20 protein-coding genes are annotated in these 21,100 nt (G+C 40.3%); 10 read left to right on the top strand and 10 right to left on the bottom strand.

Annotated elements, in window-relative coordinates; all coding sequences use genetic code 11:
* Positions 1-7 precede the first annotated feature (7 nt).
* Entirely contained in the window at positions 8-424 is a 417-nt protein-coding gene (locus tag ACDF53_RS04545; RefSeq protein WP_119207087.1) for a GNAT family N-acetyltransferase, read from the bottom strand.
* Positions 425-902: 478 nt separating this feature from the next.
* Here ACDF53_RS04545 and aroF point away from each other — a divergent pair, with 478 nt between their 5' ends.
* The 8 genes from aroF (at position 903) to ACDF53_RS04505 (ending at position 9,170) form a co-directional block, all read left to right on the top strand.
* Positions 903-1,916 (top strand): 3-deoxy-7-phosphoheptulonate synthase, encoded by a 1,014-nt coding sequence (gene aroF / locus ACDF53_RS04540; RefSeq protein WP_005385248.1) that lies wholly within the window; start codon positions 903-905, stop codon positions 1,914-1,916.
* A 74-nt stretch (positions 1,917-1,990) separates the two neighbouring features.
* Positions 1,991-3,043 (top strand): 3-dehydroquinate synthase, encoded by a 1,053-nt coding sequence (aroB, locus tag ACDF53_RS04535; protein ID WP_370815629.1) that lies wholly within the window; start codon positions 1,991-1,993, stop codon positions 3,041-3,043.
* Between the two features lie 18 nt (positions 3,044-3,061).
* The gene (gene aroA, locus ACDF53_RS04530) at positions 3,062-4,330 is read left to right on the top strand and encodes a 3-phosphoshikimate 1-carboxyvinyltransferase (RefSeq protein ID WP_370815628.1); all 1,269 of its coding nucleotides are present in this window, start codon (positions 3,062-3,064) and stop codon (positions 4,328-4,330) included.
* A gap of 72 nt (positions 4,331-4,402) precedes the next feature.
* Complete coding sequence (gene aroC / locus ACDF53_RS04525) at positions 4,403-5,497, top strand: chorismate synthase (RefSeq protein WP_370815627.1); 1,095 nt, start codon at positions 4,403-4,405, stop codon at positions 5,495-5,497.
* Positions 5,484-6,623, top strand: a complete 1,140-nt coding sequence (locus ACDF53_RS04520) for a bifunctional chorismate mutase/prephenate dehydratase (protein WP_005385244.1) — start codon at positions 5,484-5,486, stop codon at positions 6,621-6,623. The genes aroC and ACDF53_RS04520 overlap by 14 nt, the downstream gene beginning before the upstream one ends.
* Before the next feature lie 123 nt (positions 6,624-6,746).
* The gene (locus ACDF53_RS04515; protein ID WP_370815626.1) at positions 6,747-7,982 is read left to right on the top strand and encodes a shikimate kinase; all 1,236 of its coding nucleotides are present in this window, start codon (positions 6,747-6,749) and stop codon (positions 7,980-7,982) included.
* A gap of 283 nt (positions 7,983-8,265) precedes the next feature.
* Positions 8,266-8,883, top strand: coding sequence for a type II toxin-antitoxin system RelB/DinJ family antitoxin (locus ACDF53_RS04510; RefSeq protein ID WP_105089807.1), 618 nt, complete (start codon positions 8,266-8,268; stop codon positions 8,881-8,883).
* Positions 8,880-9,170, top strand: coding sequence for a type II toxin-antitoxin system RelE/ParE family toxin (locus tag ACDF53_RS04505; protein ID WP_105089808.1), 291 nt, complete (start codon positions 8,880-8,882; stop codon positions 9,168-9,170). The genes ACDF53_RS04510 and ACDF53_RS04505 overlap by 4 nt, the downstream gene beginning before the upstream one ends.
* A gap of 24 nt (positions 9,171-9,194) precedes the next feature.
* Here the strand turns inward: ACDF53_RS04505 and aroD are convergent, their stop codons facing one another.
* The 3 genes from aroD to ACDF53_RS04490 form a co-directional block, all read right to left on the bottom strand.
* Positions 9,195-9,989 carry a type I 3-dehydroquinate dehydratase gene (aroD, locus tag ACDF53_RS04500; protein WP_295793932.1) on the bottom strand — a complete coding sequence of 265 codons (795 nt, stop codon included), beginning with the start codon at positions 9,987-9,989 and terminating at the stop codon, positions 9,195-9,197.
* A gap of 314 nt (positions 9,990-10,303) precedes the next feature.
* The gene (locus ACDF53_RS04495; protein ID WP_370815625.1) at positions 10,304-11,536 is read right to left on the bottom strand and encodes an MFS transporter; all 1,233 of its coding nucleotides are present in this window, start codon (positions 11,534-11,536) and stop codon (positions 10,304-10,306) included.
* 93 nt (positions 11,537-11,629) lie between these two features.
* Positions 11,630-12,049, bottom strand: a complete 420-nt coding sequence (locus ACDF53_RS04490; RefSeq protein WP_005385239.1) for an Rrf2 family transcriptional regulator — start codon at positions 12,047-12,049, stop codon at positions 11,630-11,632.
* A gap of 147 nt (positions 12,050-12,196) precedes the next feature.
* Here ACDF53_RS04490 and ACDF53_RS04485 point away from each other — a divergent pair, with 147 nt between their 5' ends.
* Complete coding sequence (locus ACDF53_RS04485) at positions 12,197-13,564, top strand: NCS2 family permease (RefSeq protein ID WP_295221938.1); 1,368 nt, start codon at positions 12,197-12,199, stop codon at positions 13,562-13,564.
* Positions 13,565-13,644: 80 nt separating this feature from the next.
* Here ACDF53_RS04485 and ACDF53_RS04480 read toward each other — a convergent pair whose 3' ends face one another.
* From ACDF53_RS04480 to ACDF53_RS04465, 4 genes are all read right to left on the bottom strand, one after another.
* Complete coding sequence (locus ACDF53_RS04480) at positions 13,645-14,976, bottom strand: hypothetical protein (RefSeq protein WP_370815624.1); 1,332 nt, start codon at positions 14,974-14,976, stop codon at positions 13,645-13,647.
* Between the two features lie 128 nt (positions 14,977-15,104).
* A complete protein-coding gene (locus tag ACDF53_RS04475) occupies positions 15,105-15,707 on the bottom strand; it encodes a hypothetical protein (RefSeq protein ID WP_370815623.1) in 603 nt (200 codons plus the stop codon).
* Between the two features lie 90 nt (positions 15,708-15,797).
* Positions 15,798-16,559 (bottom strand): hypothetical protein, encoded by a 762-nt coding sequence (locus ACDF53_RS04470; RefSeq protein ID WP_370815622.1) that lies wholly within the window; start codon positions 16,557-16,559, stop codon positions 15,798-15,800.
* 234 nt (positions 16,560-16,793) lie between these two features.
* Positions 16,794-17,306, bottom strand: a complete 513-nt coding sequence (locus ACDF53_RS04465; RefSeq protein WP_370815621.1) for a pyridoxamine 5'-phosphate oxidase family protein — start codon at positions 17,304-17,306, stop codon at positions 16,794-16,796.
* A gap of 287 nt (positions 17,307-17,593) precedes the next feature.
* Between ACDF53_RS04465 and ACDF53_RS04460 the strand changes: the two genes are divergently transcribed.
* On the top strand, positions 17,594-19,036 hold the full coding sequence (locus ACDF53_RS04460; protein WP_370815620.1) for an amino acid permease: 1,443 nt from the start codon (positions 17,594-17,596) through the stop codon (positions 19,034-19,036).
* 33 nt (positions 19,037-19,069) lie between these two features.
* Here the strand turns inward: ACDF53_RS04460 and ACDF53_RS04455 are convergent, their stop codons facing one another.
* Complete coding sequence (locus ACDF53_RS04455; protein ID WP_370815619.1) at positions 19,070-19,642, bottom strand: immunity protein YezG family protein; 573 nt, start codon at positions 19,640-19,642, stop codon at positions 19,070-19,072.
* 245 nt (positions 19,643-19,887) lie between these two features.
* A complete protein-coding gene (locus ACDF53_RS04450; protein ID WP_005385228.1) occupies positions 19,888-21,012 on the bottom strand; it encodes a cation diffusion facilitator family transporter in 1,125 nt (374 codons plus the stop codon).
* Between the last annotated feature and the right edge of the window lie 88 nt (positions 21,013-21,100).

Raw genomic sequence — 21,100 nt, 5'->3', positions numbered from 1 at the left:
TAAAGCCTTATAAAACCTTCCGCATCAAGATATGTGGGCATCCTTCATCAAGGTATTCCTCTCCTTCAGCTTTATACCCAAGGGATTCGTAGAATGGTTTTGCCTGTACTTGAGCCGACAAGGAGCAGGTTTTAAATCCGTCACGGCGAATGCCGTTCTCTGCAGCCATCATAATCTTGGTACCTAAATGTTGTCCACGGTATAGCTTACGTACCGCCATACGTCCAATATGTGCATCTCCAGCTACATCACTTGGAAAATAACGACACGTACCAGCAGCTTTGCCATCTATAGATAAGAGTACAAACTTTGCTATATCATCGATTTCATCAAACTCGTCTTCAAAGCCTTGTTCTTTCATAAACACATCGATACGAATTTGTTTTATTTCATCAGTAATATGATCTAGAACTTGAACAATCATGGGTGCCCCTTTCTAATTATAAGTATATTTATAAGAATCGATTTAGTTGTATTCCAAAATACTCTATGCCGATCGAAAAACTTCTTATTTTTATTATATCAAAAACACGCTTAATTCCATAAAATTTCTAGGTTTCCATTAATTCCTACAGCAAAAATATTTTAAAACTTATATGAAATTCATTTTTAGGTGTTGCATAATTTTATCATTTGGGTTTATACTATACCCATAATTTTTAGAAAGGAGCAACCAAAGATGACTAACCAAATTAGCCTAGCTACAAAACAATACTTTTATTGGTTCTTTATCCAACGTACGGGTAAGGAACTATTTGTGGTACGCTAATTAAGATTGAGTCATTATTAGTTGCTTAGAATAGTAAAAGGGCTACCCGTATTAAACTACGGGTAGCCCTTTTTTGTTTGCTATCCCGTATGGTAAGCCCTACTATTCACTGTAGTTATAAGGAGGAATTATCATGATTATTACATTGAAACAAAACGCAGCAGAAACAGAGGTATCTCGTTTACGCAGTGAATTAGAGGAAAAAGGCTTCATTATCCACCCAGTAGAAGGTGCACGCTATAATATTTTAGGTCTTATCGGTGATACTGCATCTCTTGATGCACGTCAAATCGAATCCCTAGATTTCGTAGATAAAGTAACTCGCATTCAAGAACCATACAAAAAAGCAAACCGTAAATTCCATCCAGATGATTCTGTAATCAACGTAGGTGGCGCATTGATCGGTGGTGGTCACTTCGCAGTAATGGCTGGTCCTTGCTCCGTTGAAACACCTGAACAAGTATTAGAAACAGCAAAAGCTTGTAAAGAAGCTGGTGCCACAATCCTTCGCGGCGGCGCTTTCAAACCTCGTACTTCTCCATACTCCTTCCAAGGTATGGGGCCAGAAGGTTTAGAATTGTTAGAGCTAGCTAAAAAAGAAACTGGTCTTCCTATCGTTTCCGAAGTAATGGATATTTCCCAATTACAATACTTCGATAACGTAGATATGCTTCAAATCGGCGCTCGTAACATGCAAAACTTCACACTTTTAAAAGAAGTAGGTAAATTAAATAAACCAGTTCTTTTAAAACGTGGTTTATCTGCTACATACGAAGAATGGTTGATGGCTGCTGAATACATCATGTCCGAAGGCAATGAACAAGTTGTATTATGCGAACGCGGTATCCGCACATTCGAAACTAAAACTCGTAATACATTAGACGTAACAGCCATCCCTATGATGCACGAATTATCTCACTTACCAATCATCATGGACCCTAGCCACGCTGCAGGTATGAGCCGCATGGTTCGTCCACTTTCCCTTGCATCCGTAGGTGGCGGTGCAGACGGCCTTATGATCGAAGTTCACAACGATCCATCCAAAGCATTGTGCGATGGCCCTCAAGCATTACGTCCAGACCAATTCACTAGCCTTATGAAAGAAGTTATCGCATTGCGCCAAGCATTGGTAGAATGCACTAAATAATCTCAAATAGCACACAAATAAGCTAGTATCCGTTATAATAGATACTAGCTTATTCTTTTATGAAAGGAACCGTTATGACTCGCATCCACATTAACGCATCCACACCTTACGATGTTGTCATCGAGGAGGGCGCCTTACAACGCATCACCGATTATATTAAACCGTTAAAACCAAATTGCCGTGTTATCATCGTCAGCGACAGCAATGTGGCACCACACTATTTGGATTTTGTGAAAGCTAATATGGAACATGCGGGTTATACTGTTTGTGATTATGTATTCCCTGCTGGTGAAAGCTCCAAAAACGCTCATCAACTCATCGATTTAATAGAATACATGGCGGCTCAATCGTTAACGCGTAAAGATTTACTTATCGCTCTTGGCGGTGGCGTTGTAGGCGATATGGCAGGCTTTGCAGCAGCTACCTACTTACGTGGTATCGACTATGTACAGGTTCCTACGTCTCTATTAGCTGCAGTAGACTCCTCTGTAGGCGGTAAAACAGCAGTCAATCTCGAAGCGGGTAAAAACCTTTGGGGTGCTTTCAAACAACCTATCCTAGTCCTCTGTGATCCTACAACCCTCCATACATTGCCAGACATGGAATGGAAAAATGGTTGTGGGGAAATTATCAAATACGGTTTCCTCGATGTACCAGGTTTATTAACCCAACTCGAGCATAAGCCATTAATAAAGCATCGCGATAGCGTTAGTGCCGTTATCGCTCGTTGTGTTCAAGCAAAGGCGGATATCGTAGAGCAAGATGAACGCGAGTCCGGTGTTCGTGCCCTCTTAAATCTAGGTCATACCTTTGGTCATGGCATCGAAAAGGCCAGTCATTTTGAAGTCCACCATGGCTATGCTGTAGCCATCGGTATGGTCCTCATGGCACAAGGTGCTGTAAAACATGGAGAATTAGATGCAGAAGCATTAGAAAAATTAAAAGCCCTCATCGAAGCACACGATTTGCCAACTACTACGACCATAACAAAAGAAGAAATCCTTGCAGCTGCTAAGCACGATAAAAAAAGTGAAGGGGCAACTATAAAAATCGTAGTTCCTACAAGCTACGGCCATAGCGAACTCAAGGTGGTAACACACGAAGAGCTTGCCACTTATTTAGACTAAGATATAAAGGAGATTTATATGCATTCCGTAACGAACGCCATTCCTACAGGAACGATTGCGTCTATTCCAGCAAAGGCCCATGCACACCGCGCATTGATTTGTGCAGCCCTTGCTACCTCTCCATCTACTATATTACTGAGTCGTACCTCTAAGGATATCGATGCAACGATGGACTCTTTGCGAGGCTTAGGGGCCCACGTAGTATATGAAAATAAAATTGTTACCGTTACTCCTGGCCCAGCTCCAGCAAAGGGCAATGTAGTACCGCACGAATCAGGCACTACATTACGCCTTTTATTACCTGTAGCAGCATCCATCTGTAACGATGTAGATGTAGATGCCAAAGGTCGTTTACCAGATCGCCCACTCGAACCTATGCTAGGTGAAATGAAAGCGCATGGCGTAACATTCTCTCAAGATAAACCACCATTCACTATGACAGGTCGTCTTCAAGGGGGCAATTTCTCCATGGTAGGCGATGTGAGTAGCCAATTCTTCTCTGGTTTATTGTTGGCAGCCCCTCAAATCGGCTTATCTACTATTACCTCTACTACGCCACTACAATCTAGTGATTATGTAACACTAACTACTGAAGCAATGCGAGATTTTGGTGTCGAAGTAGAACACACTTTACCAGACAGAAACATCAATGAGGCTTTCACAGTACCATTTGGTGCGTCCTTCATAGGTCGTGATAATTACCAAATCGAAGGCGATTGGTCTAATGCAGCAATCTGGATGGTAGCCGCTGGTATGACGGGCAAACCAATTACTATTACTGGTATGAACAAGAATTCTGTACAAGCAGACCGCCGCATCATGCAAGTTATGATTGATGCTGGTTGTGATGTGGTATGGGATGGTATGAATGTAACGGTTACAGGCCGAGCGTCGAAACCAATTCATGTAGATCTAGAGCAAATGCCTGATATGTTGCCTGTTATGGCAGCCCTGGCTTGCTCTATTTCTGGTGAAAGCTCCTTTGTTAAGGGTGCTCGCCTACGTTTGAAAGAATCTGATCGCCTTGTAGCTGTTGCCAATCTCGTAAGAGATCTAGGCGGTACCGTTCGCGAAGAAGGCGATGACCTATACATCATCGGTAGTGGTATACTTAAAGGTGGCCAAGGTGATTGTGTAAATGACCATCGACTCGTTATGGCTGGCACATTGATGGCTCTCATCAGTGAAGCCCCTGTTACCTTAAAAGATAGCGAAGCTATCACAAAATCCTATCCAGACTTCTTTGAGGACTGGAACTTACTGGGCGGTAATGCACAACCAGTTTAGATTTCTAATCCTATCTGGTTTAATCTAATAGATAATAGAAATAGTACGTACTATATAGTAGGAGTTAATATAATGGCATCTAATTTCGGTAAAACCATACAGGTATCTACCTTCGGCGCCTCTCATGGGTACGCCATCGGTGGTATTGTAGAGGGTCTACCTTGTGGACATACCATCGATATCGATGAATTAAAAGCCTTTTTAAAGCGCCGTGCGCCAGGGCAAAATCAATTAACAACGCAACGTAAAGAAGCCGATGTACCTGAGTTCTTAGCAGGTATCGTAGATGGTATGCTCAGCGGTTCTCCATTGGCATTTATGATCCGCAACACATCGCAGCATTCTAGCGATTACAATAACTTGCGCGACATCCCTCGCCCATCTCATGCGGACTTCACGGCGCGCATGCGCTACGGCGACAAGGTAGATATGCGCGGAGGCGGTCATTTCTCAGCTCGCCTTACAGCACCTCTTTGCGTAGCTGGTGGCATCGCCCTTCAACTATTACGCGAAAAAGGTATCGAAATCCACGGTCATTTAAAACAAGTGGGAACGATCCAAGATGCTCCTATCGATATGGTTCAACCAGATATGAAAGCATTAGCTAGCATCGCTACAGAGCCGATTGCTATGGTGGATGCACAAAAACGTAGCGAAGTAGAAAACTTGGTCATGCAGCTCAAAAAGGACGGCGACTCTACCGGTGGTATCGTTGAAGTCGTTGCTACAGGCCTACCAATTGGCCTTGGCAATCCAAACTTTGACGGCATTGAAAACCGACTAGCTCGCGTTATCTTTGGTGTACCTGCTATTAAGGGCGTATCCTTCGGCGGTGGTTTCGACATGTGTGCTAAGCTTGGTTCCGAAGTAAATGATGCTTTCACCATGAACGGTGACAAGATTACAACAACAACTAACAATAGCGGTGGTATCCAAGGCGGTATTACCAACGGTTTACCGCTCGTTATGCAAGTAGGCATCAAGCCAACACCATCCATTTATAAAGAACAACATTCTGTATCACTTTCCCGAAAAGAGGACACATTGCTCACCATTCAAGGTCGTCATGACCCATGTGTAGCGCTTCGTGCAGTACCTGTTATCGAAGCCGTAACAGCCCTCGTTATTCTTGATTTCTTAGGAGATATTGACCATGAACTTAGATGAAGTACGCGTTAAAATTAACGACATAAACGATCAGATGCTCGAATTATTCAAAGAGCGCATGGAACTCTCCAAAGACGTAGCAGCGGCAAAGAAAGAAATGAATAAGGCCATTTACGATGCTAAACGGGAGCGCGATATTCTCGACAAAGTAACGAGAGATGCAGGTCCTGACCTCGACCTATATGCGCGTCGTTTCTTCGAAGCATTATTCAGCTTGAGCCGTACGTACCAGTCTGAACAATTATTCCAAGATAATGAGTTCACTGTAAAAATGAAAAAAGCCATTGAGCAATCCCCTACCTTGCCTCCTCAACGAGGCAGCGTAGCTTGTGCTGGCGTATTTGGCAGCAATGCACAAGTGGCATGCGATAAATTATTACCACTTAGCCAAATTCACTACGTAACAGGCTTCCGCGCCGTGTTCGATGCCGTTGAGTCTGGCGAATGTCAATTCGGTGTATTACCTATCGAAAATAGCTCCAATGGTTCTGTAAAAGAAGTATATGACCTTCTAGAGGATCGTAAATGCTATATCGTACGCGGTACACGCCTATGGATTTCTCACGATCTACTCGTGAAAAAAGGCACAAAACTAGAGGATATTCATACTATCATCTCTCACCCACAAGCATTGGGCCAATGTAGTCACTTCCTAGAAAAATTAGAAGGTGTAGAATTGCGCTCCTTTGATAACACAGCGCGTGCTGCACAGTTAGTAGCAGCCAGTGACGATCCAGGTGTAGCCGCTATCGCAGCACCTCAATGTGCAGACTTGTACAACTTGTCTCCATTGATGCGCAACATCCAAAACAGCGATAACAACTATACCCGCTTTATCTGTATTAGCAAGGACTTCCATGTATACCCAGGGGCTAATAAAATCTCTGTAGTAACCACAGCAAGCCATGCTCCAGGTGGCCTTGGTACATTGCTTACCAAGTTTGCTAACATCGGCGTAAACCTTACAAAACTTGAGTCTCGCCCTATCGTAGGCCATAACTTTGAGTTCTTGTTCTACCTCGATTTAGAAGCCTCCTTAGCAGATCCAAAGGTATTGTCCGTTTTAGCAGAGCTTCACACATCCCAAGATAAATTCCGCTTGCTCGGTAATTATCCAGAAAACTAATATATTCATCCGTACTAGTGCCAATAAGGGCATATATAGTACAATGAATATAGTTATAAAATTTCAATGGCTAATAGGTACCAGCCTATTAGCCATTCTATGTATATTGACCTAGGAGGTCCTATGAAATTTGGTTTACTTGGCCGTACGTTGGGCCATAGCTTCTCCCCTCGCATTCATAGTGCGTTAGGGAATACAAATTATGAATTATTTGAACGCGAACCAAGCCAATTGCAAGAGTTCTTCGCTGATCCAGAATTACAAGGCATCAACATTACAATTCCTTACAAGGTAAATGCCCTTGAAGCTTGTGATGTGGTGGATCCTCGTGCTGAACGTATCGGTTGTGTAAATACAATGGTTCGCAAGGATGGCAAATGGCACGGCTATAATACAGACTATGATGGTTTTGTGTTTACCCTACAACATGCAGGCATCGATGTAGCTGGCAAGGAATGTATCATTCTTGGTGATGGTGCGTCCTCTGCTACCGTTCACGTAGCCCTCGAAGATTTAGGCGCTAAAAATATCGTCCATTTATCTCGCAAAACGGCTCCATTCTATGGTGATGCGCCAAACTATTATGAAACAGCGCAGATTATTATTAACTGCACCCCTATCGGCATGTACCCTCATAATCCAGCCAATCTCATCGATATTACGCAGTTTTCTAAATTGGAAGGTGTTGTAGACCTCATCTACAATCCACGCCGCACGATTTTACTATTACAAGCAGAAATGATGGAAATTCCTCATTGTGATGGCTTGCCATTCCTTGTAGCTCAAGGCGTTGAGGCGGCTAACCATTTCCAAGGCCAAAGCTTTGGCACGAAAGAAATCGAGCAAATCTTGCGCGATATGCGACGTGAAAAGGAGAATATCATCCTCATTGGCATGCCTGGTGTAGGTAAAACAACAGTTGGTAAAGCCCTTGGCGAAGAAATGGGGCGCACTTGTGTTGATGTAGATCAAGAACTAGAAAAAGAAATCGGTGACATTTCCACCTATATTACAGAACAAGGGGAACCTGCGTTCCGTGAAAAAGAAGCAGAAATGATTGCCAAACTCGGCACTCAAACTGGCCTTGTGATCTCCACTGGTGGTGGCTGTGTAACAGTGCCTAAAAACTTCGCGCACCTACGACAAAATGGTCGTATCTACCAATTAACGCAACCAGTAGAAAACCTATCTACCACCGGCCGCGTACTCTCTAGTGGAGGTCTAGACCGTTTACGCGAGCTCGAAGAAATTCGTACACCAATGTATGAAAGCTTTGCTCAATGCATCGTAGAACATAACCGCAATGCACCAGAAACAGTAGCGGCTATCCTAGAAGACTTCGAAGCAAACTTATTGTAAGAGCTTGTATAGCGTATTTTTAGAATGCTTTACATCGGTCTTTCTAGATAAAACTAAAACTCATATCATGACATCAATGATATAAACTGAAAAGCAGTAGTTATCCCTAAGATAACTACTGCTTTTTTCTATGTTCTATGTATTATATGTATTTGTAGAAAATTACATTTGCAATTACAATGTAATTACAAAATAGGGTTGATTACTTAAATACCTTTGAATATACAATTAACAATATAAGCAAAACATTTCAGTCACAATCAAAAAATACTAGGAGAATACCATGAAAACCGTAAACCTACAAGTCCGCATCAACGAAGATCTAAAGCAAGAAGTATCTAGCATATTAAAGGCACAGGGCCTATCCTATACATCTATGCTAGATGCACTATTTCGTCAAATCATCAAAGAACGCCGTATCCCATTTGCCATTGCTTTACCAACAACAACTCCAGAAGATACGCCTACACCAAGCACACTCAATAAAAATGGCACATATGAACAACCAAAAACTACATTAAAGGCCTCAGATACTATAAATACATACGCAGAATCAACAGCAAATGAAATAGAAATATCCTTTGACAAAATTGATAAAACAGGCATTCTCAATATCCGGATAAACCCTAAAGTTAAGACACTAACAACAGCTATCTTAAAAGAAATGGGATTAACTATATCACAAACTATTACACTTGTATCTAAACAAATACAATTTTCAAAAGCAATTCCTAAGTCAGTAAACAAGCCTTTTGCTTGTGACTCTATGAATGCAGACTTTCTTACTGACGAAGAAATCGACCAACTACTGGACTTGTCATATATAGATATAGAACAAGGTAATCTAACGCCTTTAGAAGATGTTATTTCTGAATTAAAGAAAGAGGGTCTTCTCTTATGATACATAAGATTGTACTATCTAAAATCGCTAAGAAAGACCTACGAAATATACTATTATCTTTAAAGGAAAAAACAGAAGATTTAAACCTTATTCTTCAACATCAGTCAGAAATCATTGATAATGCATTCTCCCTTGATATTTTTCCTGAAAGGTATCCTTTATATCACGGAAAATATAATAAGAAAAATTTACGAAAAATGGTCACAAAACATTATATTATCTTATACTCTATAAAAAATAAAACTGTAATAATTAATAAAATACTAGCACAAGGTATGAACATATAAAAAAGTCGGCTCTCGCCGACTTTTTCAATGTACTTTTACGCGTTTATGTTGTTGTTCGTCGAATACGCCATCTACGTCGATGGTATCAAGAATTCGTTTGAGTTCATATACATCGATTTGACCTGGTGCAGATGCTTTGCCAGCAGAGGCAAAGGTCATAGCATTGCCGAATAGAGCGCCTGCAGCGCGTGTAACAGCACCTAGTGGCCCCATGGCCATCGTAATGATTGGATCGGATGGATATAAGGCTTTTACTTCAGCTGTCGCCTCAAGTAGTGTAAGAACATCGCCCGTTGTATGCGGCATAACCGCTATCTTTGGCACGTCTGCCAAGAACTCTTTCATTTGAATAAGTCGATTTACAATGACCTCATGACTTGGTGTACCATTAAAATCATGGTTACTCATGATAATCGTAATACCATGTACCTTGGCAAACTCAATGGTTTTGAGCATTCTATCTTGATCAAAGAAGAGTTCAATATCGATAGCATCTACTAAACCTGTAGGAATAATGCGCTCTAACATTGTGAAGTAGTCTTGTGTGGAAATAGATTTCTCCCCGCCTTCACCCTTTGTGCGCCATGTAAATAACAAGGCACGACCTTTTAATTGAGGCTTGATGAGCATTAACAGTTCAATAATAGCGTCAATGGAGTGGGCCCGCTCGTAATAGTCAATGCGTAGCTCCACTACATGACACGGTGTATTACATGCAACCGCAGTGGCATCTAAAATTTCTTTCATTGTTGTGCCCACGATAGGCACACATATCTTTGTACCCTTTTCACCGAGTACAGTATGACCGATACGGACCATAATAACTCCTTTCCGTCCCACAGGGTGAGACAAATGACTTACCTTAAACTAACTATATACCAATATTTTGGTAAAAGCAATCAATCCGGCTATATTGGATTGCTATTCACAAAAACCGTATGAAAGCCAGTTATTATGCACTAAAACCGTATTCTTAGATTAACGATTAACATAATTTTTTGTTATATCCTATTTTCACGGTCTTATTAAAATTGGTCATATTATTCAATCCTAATGAGTATATCTAATCTATCTAAATAATCTGTCTAAATAAAAACTCCACACATACTCGTGTGGAGCTTTCTTTTATAGTATTATTCGTGCTTGGCAGATAGTTTTCTAGATTGGAATGCCATATATAACAATAACAAGCCTGTAATACTAAATACATAGGATATACCTATATAGGTGGATACAATACTGGCAAATACTGGTCCTACCATAGACCCAAATTGTTGGGCTGTTGTTGTCATACCAAACATGCGACCTCTAAAGCTTGGATCCGTATTGAGTGTTACAGCAGCACTCAAGGATGGGTTGATGCCTACGATACAAGAACCTATTAAGACTTGTAAAATACCAAACCACCAAATGCCCACTGGCAAGCTTTGAAGTAAGAGGACGATGCCACTCCCCATCATACAGTAGGATATGGTCTTAAAGTAGCCACGGCGTTCACCAAGGCGAACCCATAGGTTAGTCGTCAAGGATCCTGCTAAGCCGCCGATACTAAGGATTGTACCAGAGATCATAGCCGCCCCTTCCATGGTACCTTGCATATCCCCGACATAGAGGGCCAAGATAGGTTGCAACATCATGATAGCACATTGCATAAAGAAGAAAATCCAAAGCAATCGTACTAATACTGGCTGTTGTTGAACAGCTTTAAAGTCTTCACGTAGCGATGTAGATTTAGTAGGTTGAGCCGGCTGTTCCTTTCCATCAGCACCTTTAGCATGTAATTTTGGTTCTTTCACAAAGAACAATACCGCCAATGTGGCAATAAATACAGCGATACCAGATACATAAAACACAGGGCGCATGCCTACTACACTTTCAACGGCGCCACCTAAAAATGGACCGATGACATTACCCAAGATAAGCCCCGTTTGGAAGATGCCTAAAGTCCTACCGACCTGTTTCTCATCAACACTGAGGGACACCATAGTCATTGCCGCTGGATAGAACCCATTGGCAAAACCAACGAGCGCACGGCCCATGAGTAGTTGATATTGGTCTGTAACTAAACCAATTAATACATAACAAATGGCAATGGCAAAGCCGGCGCGCAAAGCCATCCGTTTTTTACCTTTATTATCCGCAATCTTCCCCCATATAGGAGCCATAATGCCGGCGATGAGGAAGGTAATACCGAAAACGAGGCCTGACCAAAGTGCTACATCAGCCTTTGGCACTCCTAACTCTAAAAGGTAGATAGGCAAAAACGGAATGATCATGGTGTAACATATAGCCAGTACCGTCATGGCAGCTGTAATAATCCATACATTGCGCATACCACCACGAGCATCATATGCAGTTGTGCTCATCCTTTGCCTCCTTTCATATATAAAAGTATATATAGCAATATACTTTTATATTCTATATAAATAAGAGCCGCATATAAAACGCGACTCTCTCATTTATTCCGTTGGAAATTTGTGATCCATTACATCTTGTAAGGATACGCGTTCCATAACGTGACGGAATTCATCTTGCAAGTACTGCCACAAAGGAGCAGTCAAGCAATCATTAAACATAGGACATGGCTCAACATCATCTTCTAAACAAGATACGAGAGCAATGGAGTCCTCTGCAGCATATAAAATTTCATATACATTGTATTCAGCAGGCGATTTCACCAAGCGATATCCACCGTATTTACCACGGCCACTTTTAACGAGGCCAGCGGAGGATAAGCGAGATACAATCCCCTCTAAGTATTTATCGGAAAATCCTTGGCGTTCAGCAATTTCACGAATTGGTACATTTTTTTCTACCCCGTGCTCTGCAATATCAGCCAATATCCGTAGAGCATAACGCCCTTTAGTAGATATTTTCATAAGTTAACCTCTAAATCATTCATAATATATTTATAGTATATCATAAATTCATACAAAAAATGGTGGGAAATATGGTACACTATACATATATCGAAATATTTTCATTCAGATATAATTTTTAATTTCATATCGGGAGGGTGTTATCTAATGTTAGATAAACTATTTCAACTCAGTGAGCGCGGTACCACTGTTAAAACCGAAATTTTAGCAGGTATTACTACGTTTATCACGATGGCGTACATCCTATTCTTAGCGCCTAACATTCTTAGTCTCGGAGGGATGGATAAAGACGCAGTCCTCATCGCTACAGCCTTAGGTGGTGGCCTTGTAACGATTGCTATGGGTTTATTCGTAAACTATCCTATCGCCCTCGCTCCAGGGGTTGGCCTCTTAGCCTTTTACTCCTTTACCGTAGTTCTCGGTATGGGCGTGTCCTGGCAAACAGCATTGGGTGCTGTATTTATCTCCGGTCTCGTATTCCTCGTATTAACACTTACGTCGATACGCCAAATGATCGTTGAAGGCATCCCAGCCTCTATGAAGGTTGCCATTACTGTTGGTATCGGCCTCTTCATCGCTATCATCGGCTTAAAATTATCCGGCTTGATGGCAATTTCTATTAGTTTGTCTCCAAACTCCTTAGGCCAAGTTGTGCAAACACATGGTAATTTAGTACCTCCAGCATCCGAGGCACTCTTGACGCTCGGTAATTTGCACAATGGTGAAACATTGTTGGCTCTATTCTCCCTCATCTTTACAGCTCTATTGATGGCTCGTAAAATTCAAGGTTCCCTCTTGATTGGTGTGGTAGTAACAACAATTGTATCCTATGCTACTGGCCTTTCCACAATGCCTGAGAACTTCACTGTATTAGCAGTGCCTGATTTCTCTAAAGCAGCATTCCTTCAATTAGATATTCCTGGTGCGCTCCACATGGGCTTAATCACGATTATCTTCTCCTTCACCTTCGTAGAATTGTTCGACTCTATGGGTACGTTGATCGGTACTGCTACAGAGGCGAAAATTGCAGATCCTAAATCTGGTAAATTCCCAGGTCTTGGTAAAGCCATGACTGTCGATGCTATCGGCGTTAGTGCTGGTGCATTGCTCGGTACTTCTACGATTACTGCCTTTGTTGAAAGTGCGGCAGGTGTAGGTGCTGGTGGCCGTACAGGCTTAACGGCTGTTACAACAGGCGTATTATTCTTAATCTGCTTGTTCTTGGCTCCAATCGTATCCTTGGTACCAAATGCAGCCACATCTCCTGTTCTTATCATTGTCGGTGCCCTCATGTTAGGTGCTATCAGAAATATTGACTTCGATGATTGGACAGAAGGCTTCCCTGCATTCCTCGTTATCGTTTTGATGCCGTTCACATACAGCATCGCTAATGGTATCTCTGCAGGTCTTATTGCATACCCTCTACTCAAAATTATTGCAGGTCGTGCAAAAGAGGTTAACTGGATTATGTACGTATTAGCGGTACTCGTTATCATCCGTTACGTATTCTTCTAATTAATAACTAAAAGAACCTATCTCTAAAGATATTAGTAAAATATCTAGGAGATAGGTTCTTTTTTTATTACTATTTAGTATTAACGAATCGTTTTTACACCAATTAAGTCTGTACGACTTGGATCGATATCTTTTAATGGCACTACATGATTTCTATAAAAGTCTGCTTCAGATGCTTTCACAGGCACTTGGAAGAACAAGAAATACGCCATATTATCCTTGTACCACGTAACACTGCGTACTAAGCCCTTATCTACATCCCCTGTATATTGAACCTCCCCTATTGGCGTAGAGTCGCTCCACTGTACGTCATGGTACTCCCATGGGATATATTCTTCAGGCCATACAGTATCCATAGAGTAGCTCATGCGGAAGACCATAGTATGATTTACCCAACGGCCACTGCGCTCTTGATACTCTTCACCTTGCTTCCAATATACAGTTTCTAATACATCATTGTCATAAAAATGTGTAGCATAGTATGTATAGCCAAACGGTAAATAACTTGGTACAGATACGTCATAGGACATCTTATGAGATGCATTAATTACACCGCTAGGTAAACCGATGGTTTTGCTCGTAAGTATAGGCCACACAGAATTCGTATGTGTACGCAATGGTAACCCAATCGTTTCATAAGGAGGCCAATCCGGGTCATCATTTTGTTTAACCTTTTTCGCATCGTTTTCTTCAACATTTTGCTTATCATTGCGGTCACCACGTAGTCGAGTATCATCAGCAGCTACGTTACTCACAGGACCTACAGAGTCTACAATTTTGCTTACAAAGCTTTGGTTTCTTGAAGAAGCAAAGTAGAGCATATACACTTTGTGATCTTTTTCCCAATAAGCGATTTGAATAGCGTCTTTACTATAACCTAACGTATGTACAGAAATCCCATTAGGGGTAGTAAAGCTGACTGCATCCTTAGCATTGTATTTTGTCTTTTCCAATATAGGATTTACTACTGTATCGATAGCCCAACCCATGCGATATACAATATCTGTATTAGAGAAGGTTAGCTTCGGACCAAATCCTCCATCACGGTCCGTTTCTGTATAAACGATTTCTAATACGTCATGGTCCTTGGCCTTTACATCACGTACTGCATAATCTTTAGGCATATAAGATGGAACTTGTATAGGATAGCCAAATTCCTGCGCGGTACTCTCAATATTAGTTTCAACTAAATCATAATCATCAACTTGATCATACCAACGATAACGATCAGAGAGTTTTTTATTATCATCGATGAGCTTTTTATTATCTATATCTACATCTCGTTCAACAGGAACCGTATTGCCATTTTTATCTATTAACGGGTATGTAGCACTAACTGGCTGCACCCCAAAGGTACTTACTGCCGTAGCCATCGCGGCACATAAAACAGCAGATGTTATTATTTTCTTCATATTCTCTCCTCTTCGAACGGTTACACACATTTCGCTTTATTCCAAATAAATTGCTACGTGAACTATCTATTTTTTACAGGCCCCACATGTTCCTTATAGAATTCAGCATCAACTGATTTTACAGATTCTCAGAACAATAAGGAGTACGCCATGCCATCCTTTGTCCAAGTAATGCTACGGATTAGTTGTGCTGCTGGATCACCGGTGTAAAAGACTTCGCCAGATTCACCTTGTTCAGACCATTCAAAGTCCTTATACTCAGCAGGAACATACGGTACATCTTTTACATCTTCCACTGAATAGCCCATTCTATAAACGAAAATACTACCAGAGTTTCTCTTCCCAACTCGATATGTTTGAGAATTTTTTATAAAATATACAACCTCTAATACATCATTTTTGTCTTGCCGCACTGTATAGATTTCATAGCCATAAGGGATATAACTAGGTGCCTCAGCCTCATATGGAAGCTTCTTTGCTGCCTCTAATAGCTTTCCGTTAAAAGTATGCGCCTTTTTTGTATTCTCTATAGGCCAATCATGAAAGTGCCACTGTAAACTATCAGTTCTAGGCTCAACATTTTTAAAGTTATGTCCGAGCTTAAGTGTTTTAGTGGATCCAGTCTGATCTGTAGTATCAGGAGTATCTAGCGTTTCTGCTGTGGCCATTCCTACAGATAATAACCCAGCAGCAATAACAGCTAAAACGGACTTATACATTGTTTTTCTCATATTTTTTCCTCTTTATAAGGGATTACAAATTCTACCGCTATTACACAATATATTCTTCAAAATACAATTTGTATAACATCAGTTTATCTGCTAAGGAATCATTCGTTCTTTATTATATTCATCAATTGTTTTGTTTGAAATCTTCGTAACCGGATAGTTTCCTAATAATTCATAACGTGAGCTATCTATATTTTTTACAGGCACTACATGTTCCTTATAGAATTCAGCATCAACTGCTTTCACAGGTTCTAAGAAGAATAAGGAGTACGCCATGCCACCTTCCGTCCACGTAATGCTACGGATCAATTGTACTCCTGGCTTACCTGTATAATACACCTTGCCCGATTCACCTTCTTCAGACCATTCATAGTCCTTATACTCTGCAGGAATATACGCTGTATCTCTTACGGTATCCAAGGAGTATCCCATTCGATAGGCCATAACATTAGTAATAAATTTTTTCCCAGCCTGATAGATAGGTGCATTTCTTTTGTAATATACAACCTCTAGCACATCATTTCGATCAAGACGTGCTGTATAAAGCTGATATCCAAAAGGTATATAACTAGGTGCCTCAGCCTCATACGGCAATTTGTGAGTAACCTCTGCTATCCCCTTAAAGTTACGAGCACTGTCTTGAGTCATTATAGGCCAGCCTACTAATTGCATTCTTGGTATTTGTTTAATTGGAGAAGCATTATTCATGTTTGGCGTAACATTTTTAGACTTAGATGCGGCCTCAGAATGATTAATCGATACAGACTGAGCAACAGTATCTGCGGATACATAGCTTATAGATACTAAAACCACAGCTATAGCAGCTAAAATGGATTTACCTATAGTTTTCTTCATATTCTCTCCTATTACAAAAATTTATAATATACTCCACACATATAATGATATATTTTCTTATTTATATCAAAATCAAGCTACCGTTTCTGTAGCTCTAGCTACTTCATAAAACTTTTATCTTTCCTTTTGTGAAAGCATCGTCACAACCAAATAATGTATCTAATGCTTAGGTTCGATATAAAAAATCCTACTGAACGCTATATCATAATAGAGTTCAATAGGATTGTTGTGTCATTATTTAGTTAATGGAGGCATAATAGTATCTTGTTCAAGTTGTCTTCGCCTTTTGGCCGTATAGTCGACAATTTTAATTTGAACTACGCCCACAGAGTTTACCATGGCTTCCGTAAAAGTAAATTCACGTCCTGTCTGATGTTTCATCAATACTTGTAAGCCATGAGATTTTTCATCAATAGACTCTAAATAGGTAGCCTCTCCACGACCCATCACACTAGAGTATACCGAACTATATTTACATGGTATATCTCCACCTGAAACGAGGGCTTCATCGCTACCATCAATTTCAATAAATACATGTGGATTCGCTTGAATCAAACTAAACTTTTTTCCCTCATAATGGCCATGTACATAGATATAAAGTACCTCATCTATAAATTCATATCCAAAATGTAAGGGCACCACGTAAGGGTAATCACTATCCATCATGCCTAGGTGAATGATACGAGTACTATTTAAAATGCCCTTAATTTCATCTATATCTGTAACCTTGCGGTCTTGTCGTCTCATAATAGCCTCCACGGTTTTACGTAAAAGATAATCTATGTATTATTATAGCAAATTTTTTAAACCTTTTAAGGCATAGTATCCTTTTAAAAATTATGAATAATTTCTCTTTTATTCGTATATTAATAATACTTTTCTTTCTATATGTCTACTGTATAAATACATTTGACTTTTTACAATAGATACTGTATTATAAGAAAATAGTTTTATATATTCTATAGATTATAAAGGCTATGGGTATCCATGGCTTTTTATATTTGTAGATAGTTTGTAGAAAAGAGGTCTTTACTATGTCTGATACGCATCAGTTAAAACGGGGACTTAAGAACCGGCACGTACAGTTGCTCGCCATTGGCGGTGCCATTGGTACAGGCTTATTCTTAGGCTCCGGCCGTGCCATTCACTTGGCAGGTCCATCCATTATTTTCGCCTACCTTATTACAGGTATTATCTGCTTCTTCATCATGAGAGCATTAGGCGAATTATTATTATCCAACTTGAATCACCACTCTTTTATCGATTTCGTAGAAGATTATTTAGGTGATCGAGCAGCATTTATCACAGGATGGACATACTGGTTCTGTTGGCTTTCACTAGCCATGGCCGATTTAACAGCCGTAGGCCTCTATATGCAGTTCTGGATACCATGGCTGCCTCAATGGATACCGGCCCTTGTCGTCTTGGTGGCCTTGCTATTAATGAACTTAACAGCTGTAAAATATTTCGGTGAAATGGAGTTCTGGTTTGCCTTGATTAAGGTAATCGCCATTATCTCCCTCATCATCATCGGTATCATCATGATTGTCACAGGCTTTACTACAGATGCGGGTGTTGCCGCCTTTAGTAATATGTGGAATTATGGGGGCTGGTTCCCGAACGGAACGATGGGCTTTATCTTATCATTCCAAATGGTTGTTTTCGCTTTCACAGGTATCGAGCTCGTAGGTTTGACAGCTGGTGAAACAGAGGATCCTGAAAAGGTTATCCCTATGGCGATTAACAACATTCCATTACGCATTATTTTGTTCTATGTGGGCTCTTTGGCTATCATCATGAGTATTTATCCTTGGACAGCCGTCAACCCATCTGCTAGCCCATTTGTAGCCGTATTTACAGCAGTTGGTATTGCAGCCGCTGCAGGCATCGTAAACTTTGTAGTTCTTACATCTGCTGCATCTGCAACAAACTCGGGTATCTTTAGTACAGGCCGTATGATTTACGCCCTTGCTAAACGCGGTCATGCGCCAAGCTCTATGCGCCGCTTAACACACAGCAGTGTACCATACCAAGCTACCATTTTCTCTGCTGCAGTACTATTAATTACAGTTGTACTCAACTATGTAATGCCAGAAGCAGTATTCGTCATGATTACATCTATCTCTACATTCTGCTTCATCTTTATTTGGGCAATGATGGTTATTTGTCACCTTAAATATCGCAAAAAAAATCCTGAATTAGCGGCACAATCTAAATTCAAAATGCCTCTATTCCCAGTGATGAATTACATCATCCTTGCGTTCTTTGTTTTCATTCTAGGTATTCTCGCCTTAAACGAAGACACTCGAATTGCCCTCTTGTTTACACCAATTTGGTTCGTAATTCTCTGGGCCTTCTACTCCATGCTTAACACAGATGATGAAGACGCTCTCAGTGAGGAACTTATCGAGATGGCTGGTGTAAAAGAACTTTACAAAAAGCCTAAAAAAGAAGATTCTGACGATTACATAATCTAACAAAAAGGCCCGTGCTATGCACGGGCCTTTCTCTTACTTCATAGTAGGGAAGTTTTGTTGTTCAAACTGTTGTTGATAAGCAGGTAAATTACTTGTATCTTCGCCATAATTAAAGATTGTCTTAGTACGATATCCACCTTGGGTAATGATAAGATCAATGGAGGATGGTACCTCTTGACCATTTTGTTGTAAATGATTTACTAATTCTTGTAGCGCTTCAACTTGTCGCAACGAACCAGTCATATATTTGCCTTTAGATAGGCCTGTATTTCTAATGACTTGGCCATTATATACTTGACCATTTTTATCTGTGTAATAGAAACGTACAGCCGCTTTATCTCCTGTAGGTACAGCTTTAATATAGATGGTCTTCCAATTCTTCTTAATCATCACTCTTGTAGCATCTGCTAACTTATTAGATAAACGTTGTGTTTCTTTATTTGCAGATTTAGATACACCATTGACTTGCTGAATTTCATCATTCATAGGCATATCAATAAGTGCCATACTAGGATCTTGTTGTACCTTTTTCGCATCTGCAGGCTGAACCGCCAACACACCAACGGCCGCCATTACAGCTAATGTTGTAAGAGCAAATTTCTTCATTATATCTCTCCTCAGATAGGATTCCCTAAACAAATTATATTTTATACAATACATTATACGCATTAGGCTATTTATTATCAAGCCTATCTTATTTTTCAGGACCATTATTCTTAATTATTTGATTCCATCGCAACATAGTACCACCTCGTTCTTAGCTATATCTCAAACCTAATAAAAGAAAAGGCTTTAACCATTTCTTGGCGAAATTTATTTCGTCGATTATCGGTTAAAGCCTTTTTATTCTATTAGTTACTAAAGTCTGTATCTACAATAGCAAATTGTACATAGTCAGGGCAGCGTTTTTGCATTTCTGCTTTAATTTTTTCTAATGTACCATGTGGATCTTCTTCGTCAAAGTCAAAGATAATATCGTAGTAGATAACTTTCTTCTCTTCGTGTACGTAAAAGGCATGTACTTGTACAACATGTGTATATAAGCTTACAACTTGGTCAAGAGCTTGTCTAATTTCAAGCACTTCCACACTTGGTTGGTTTTCAGCATAGACGCCAACGGTCATATTAATACCAAATTTTTTATAAAGATGAACAGCAATACCTTTTGTCAAAGGATGAATATCAGCCATAGTCATCGTATCTGGTACGGTAATATGTACAGAGCCAATTGTTTCACCAGGTCCGTAGCTATTCAAAACCAAGTCATATACACCACCTACATTTGGATGTTGAGCGATGGTTTCTTTAATATCACGGATTAAGTTATCATCTGCACGAACACCAAGCAAGTGATTATACATTTCTTTTAAAATGTCATAAGCAGCTTTCAAAATCAAAACAGAGATCACTGCACCAACATAACCTTGAATATCAAAGTTAAAGAAGAATACTAAGCCTGCAGATACTAATGTGGCAAAGGTAATTACTGCATCAAAGAGCGCATCTATACCAGACGCTACAAGCGCATCAGATTTGTATTTCTCGCCTTGTGCCTTGATATAGCGGCCCATCACAACTTTCACCACAATAGCAACGGCGATGATAACGAGGCTTGGAATATCAAAGGTAGATACCTCAGGGTGAAGAATTTTATCAATAGATTCTTTAAGAGATCCGATACCTGCACCAAGGATGATGAAGGCAATTGCCATGGTAGTCATATATTCTATGCGACCATGTCCAAAAGGATGCTCCTTATCGGCCCCTTTAGCGGCTAATTTTGTACCAACGATGGTCAATACAGAGGACAATACATCCGTTAAGTTGTTCACCGCATCAAGGATGATAGCGATGGAGTTAGACGCAAGGCCTACAATCATTTTAAAGATAACGAGAACGACGTTACCTATAATACCTTTTATACTGGCAAGCGTAATTCCCCGATTACGTGCTGCACTATTTTCTTGCAAAATCATACTACACCTCTTACATTCATTTCACTAAGCTACAAATCGAAGCCTATCGATTTATCTATGTTCTTATTATAGCTTATCGATTATCATT

The sequence above is a fragment of the Veillonella sp. genome, from assembly GCF_041333735.1.
Classification (GTDB): Bacteria; Bacillota; Negativicutes; order Veillonellales; family Veillonellaceae; genus Veillonella.
Note: the sequence above shows the minus strand (reverse complement) of the source record. Positions and strands in the feature narration are given on the sequence as shown.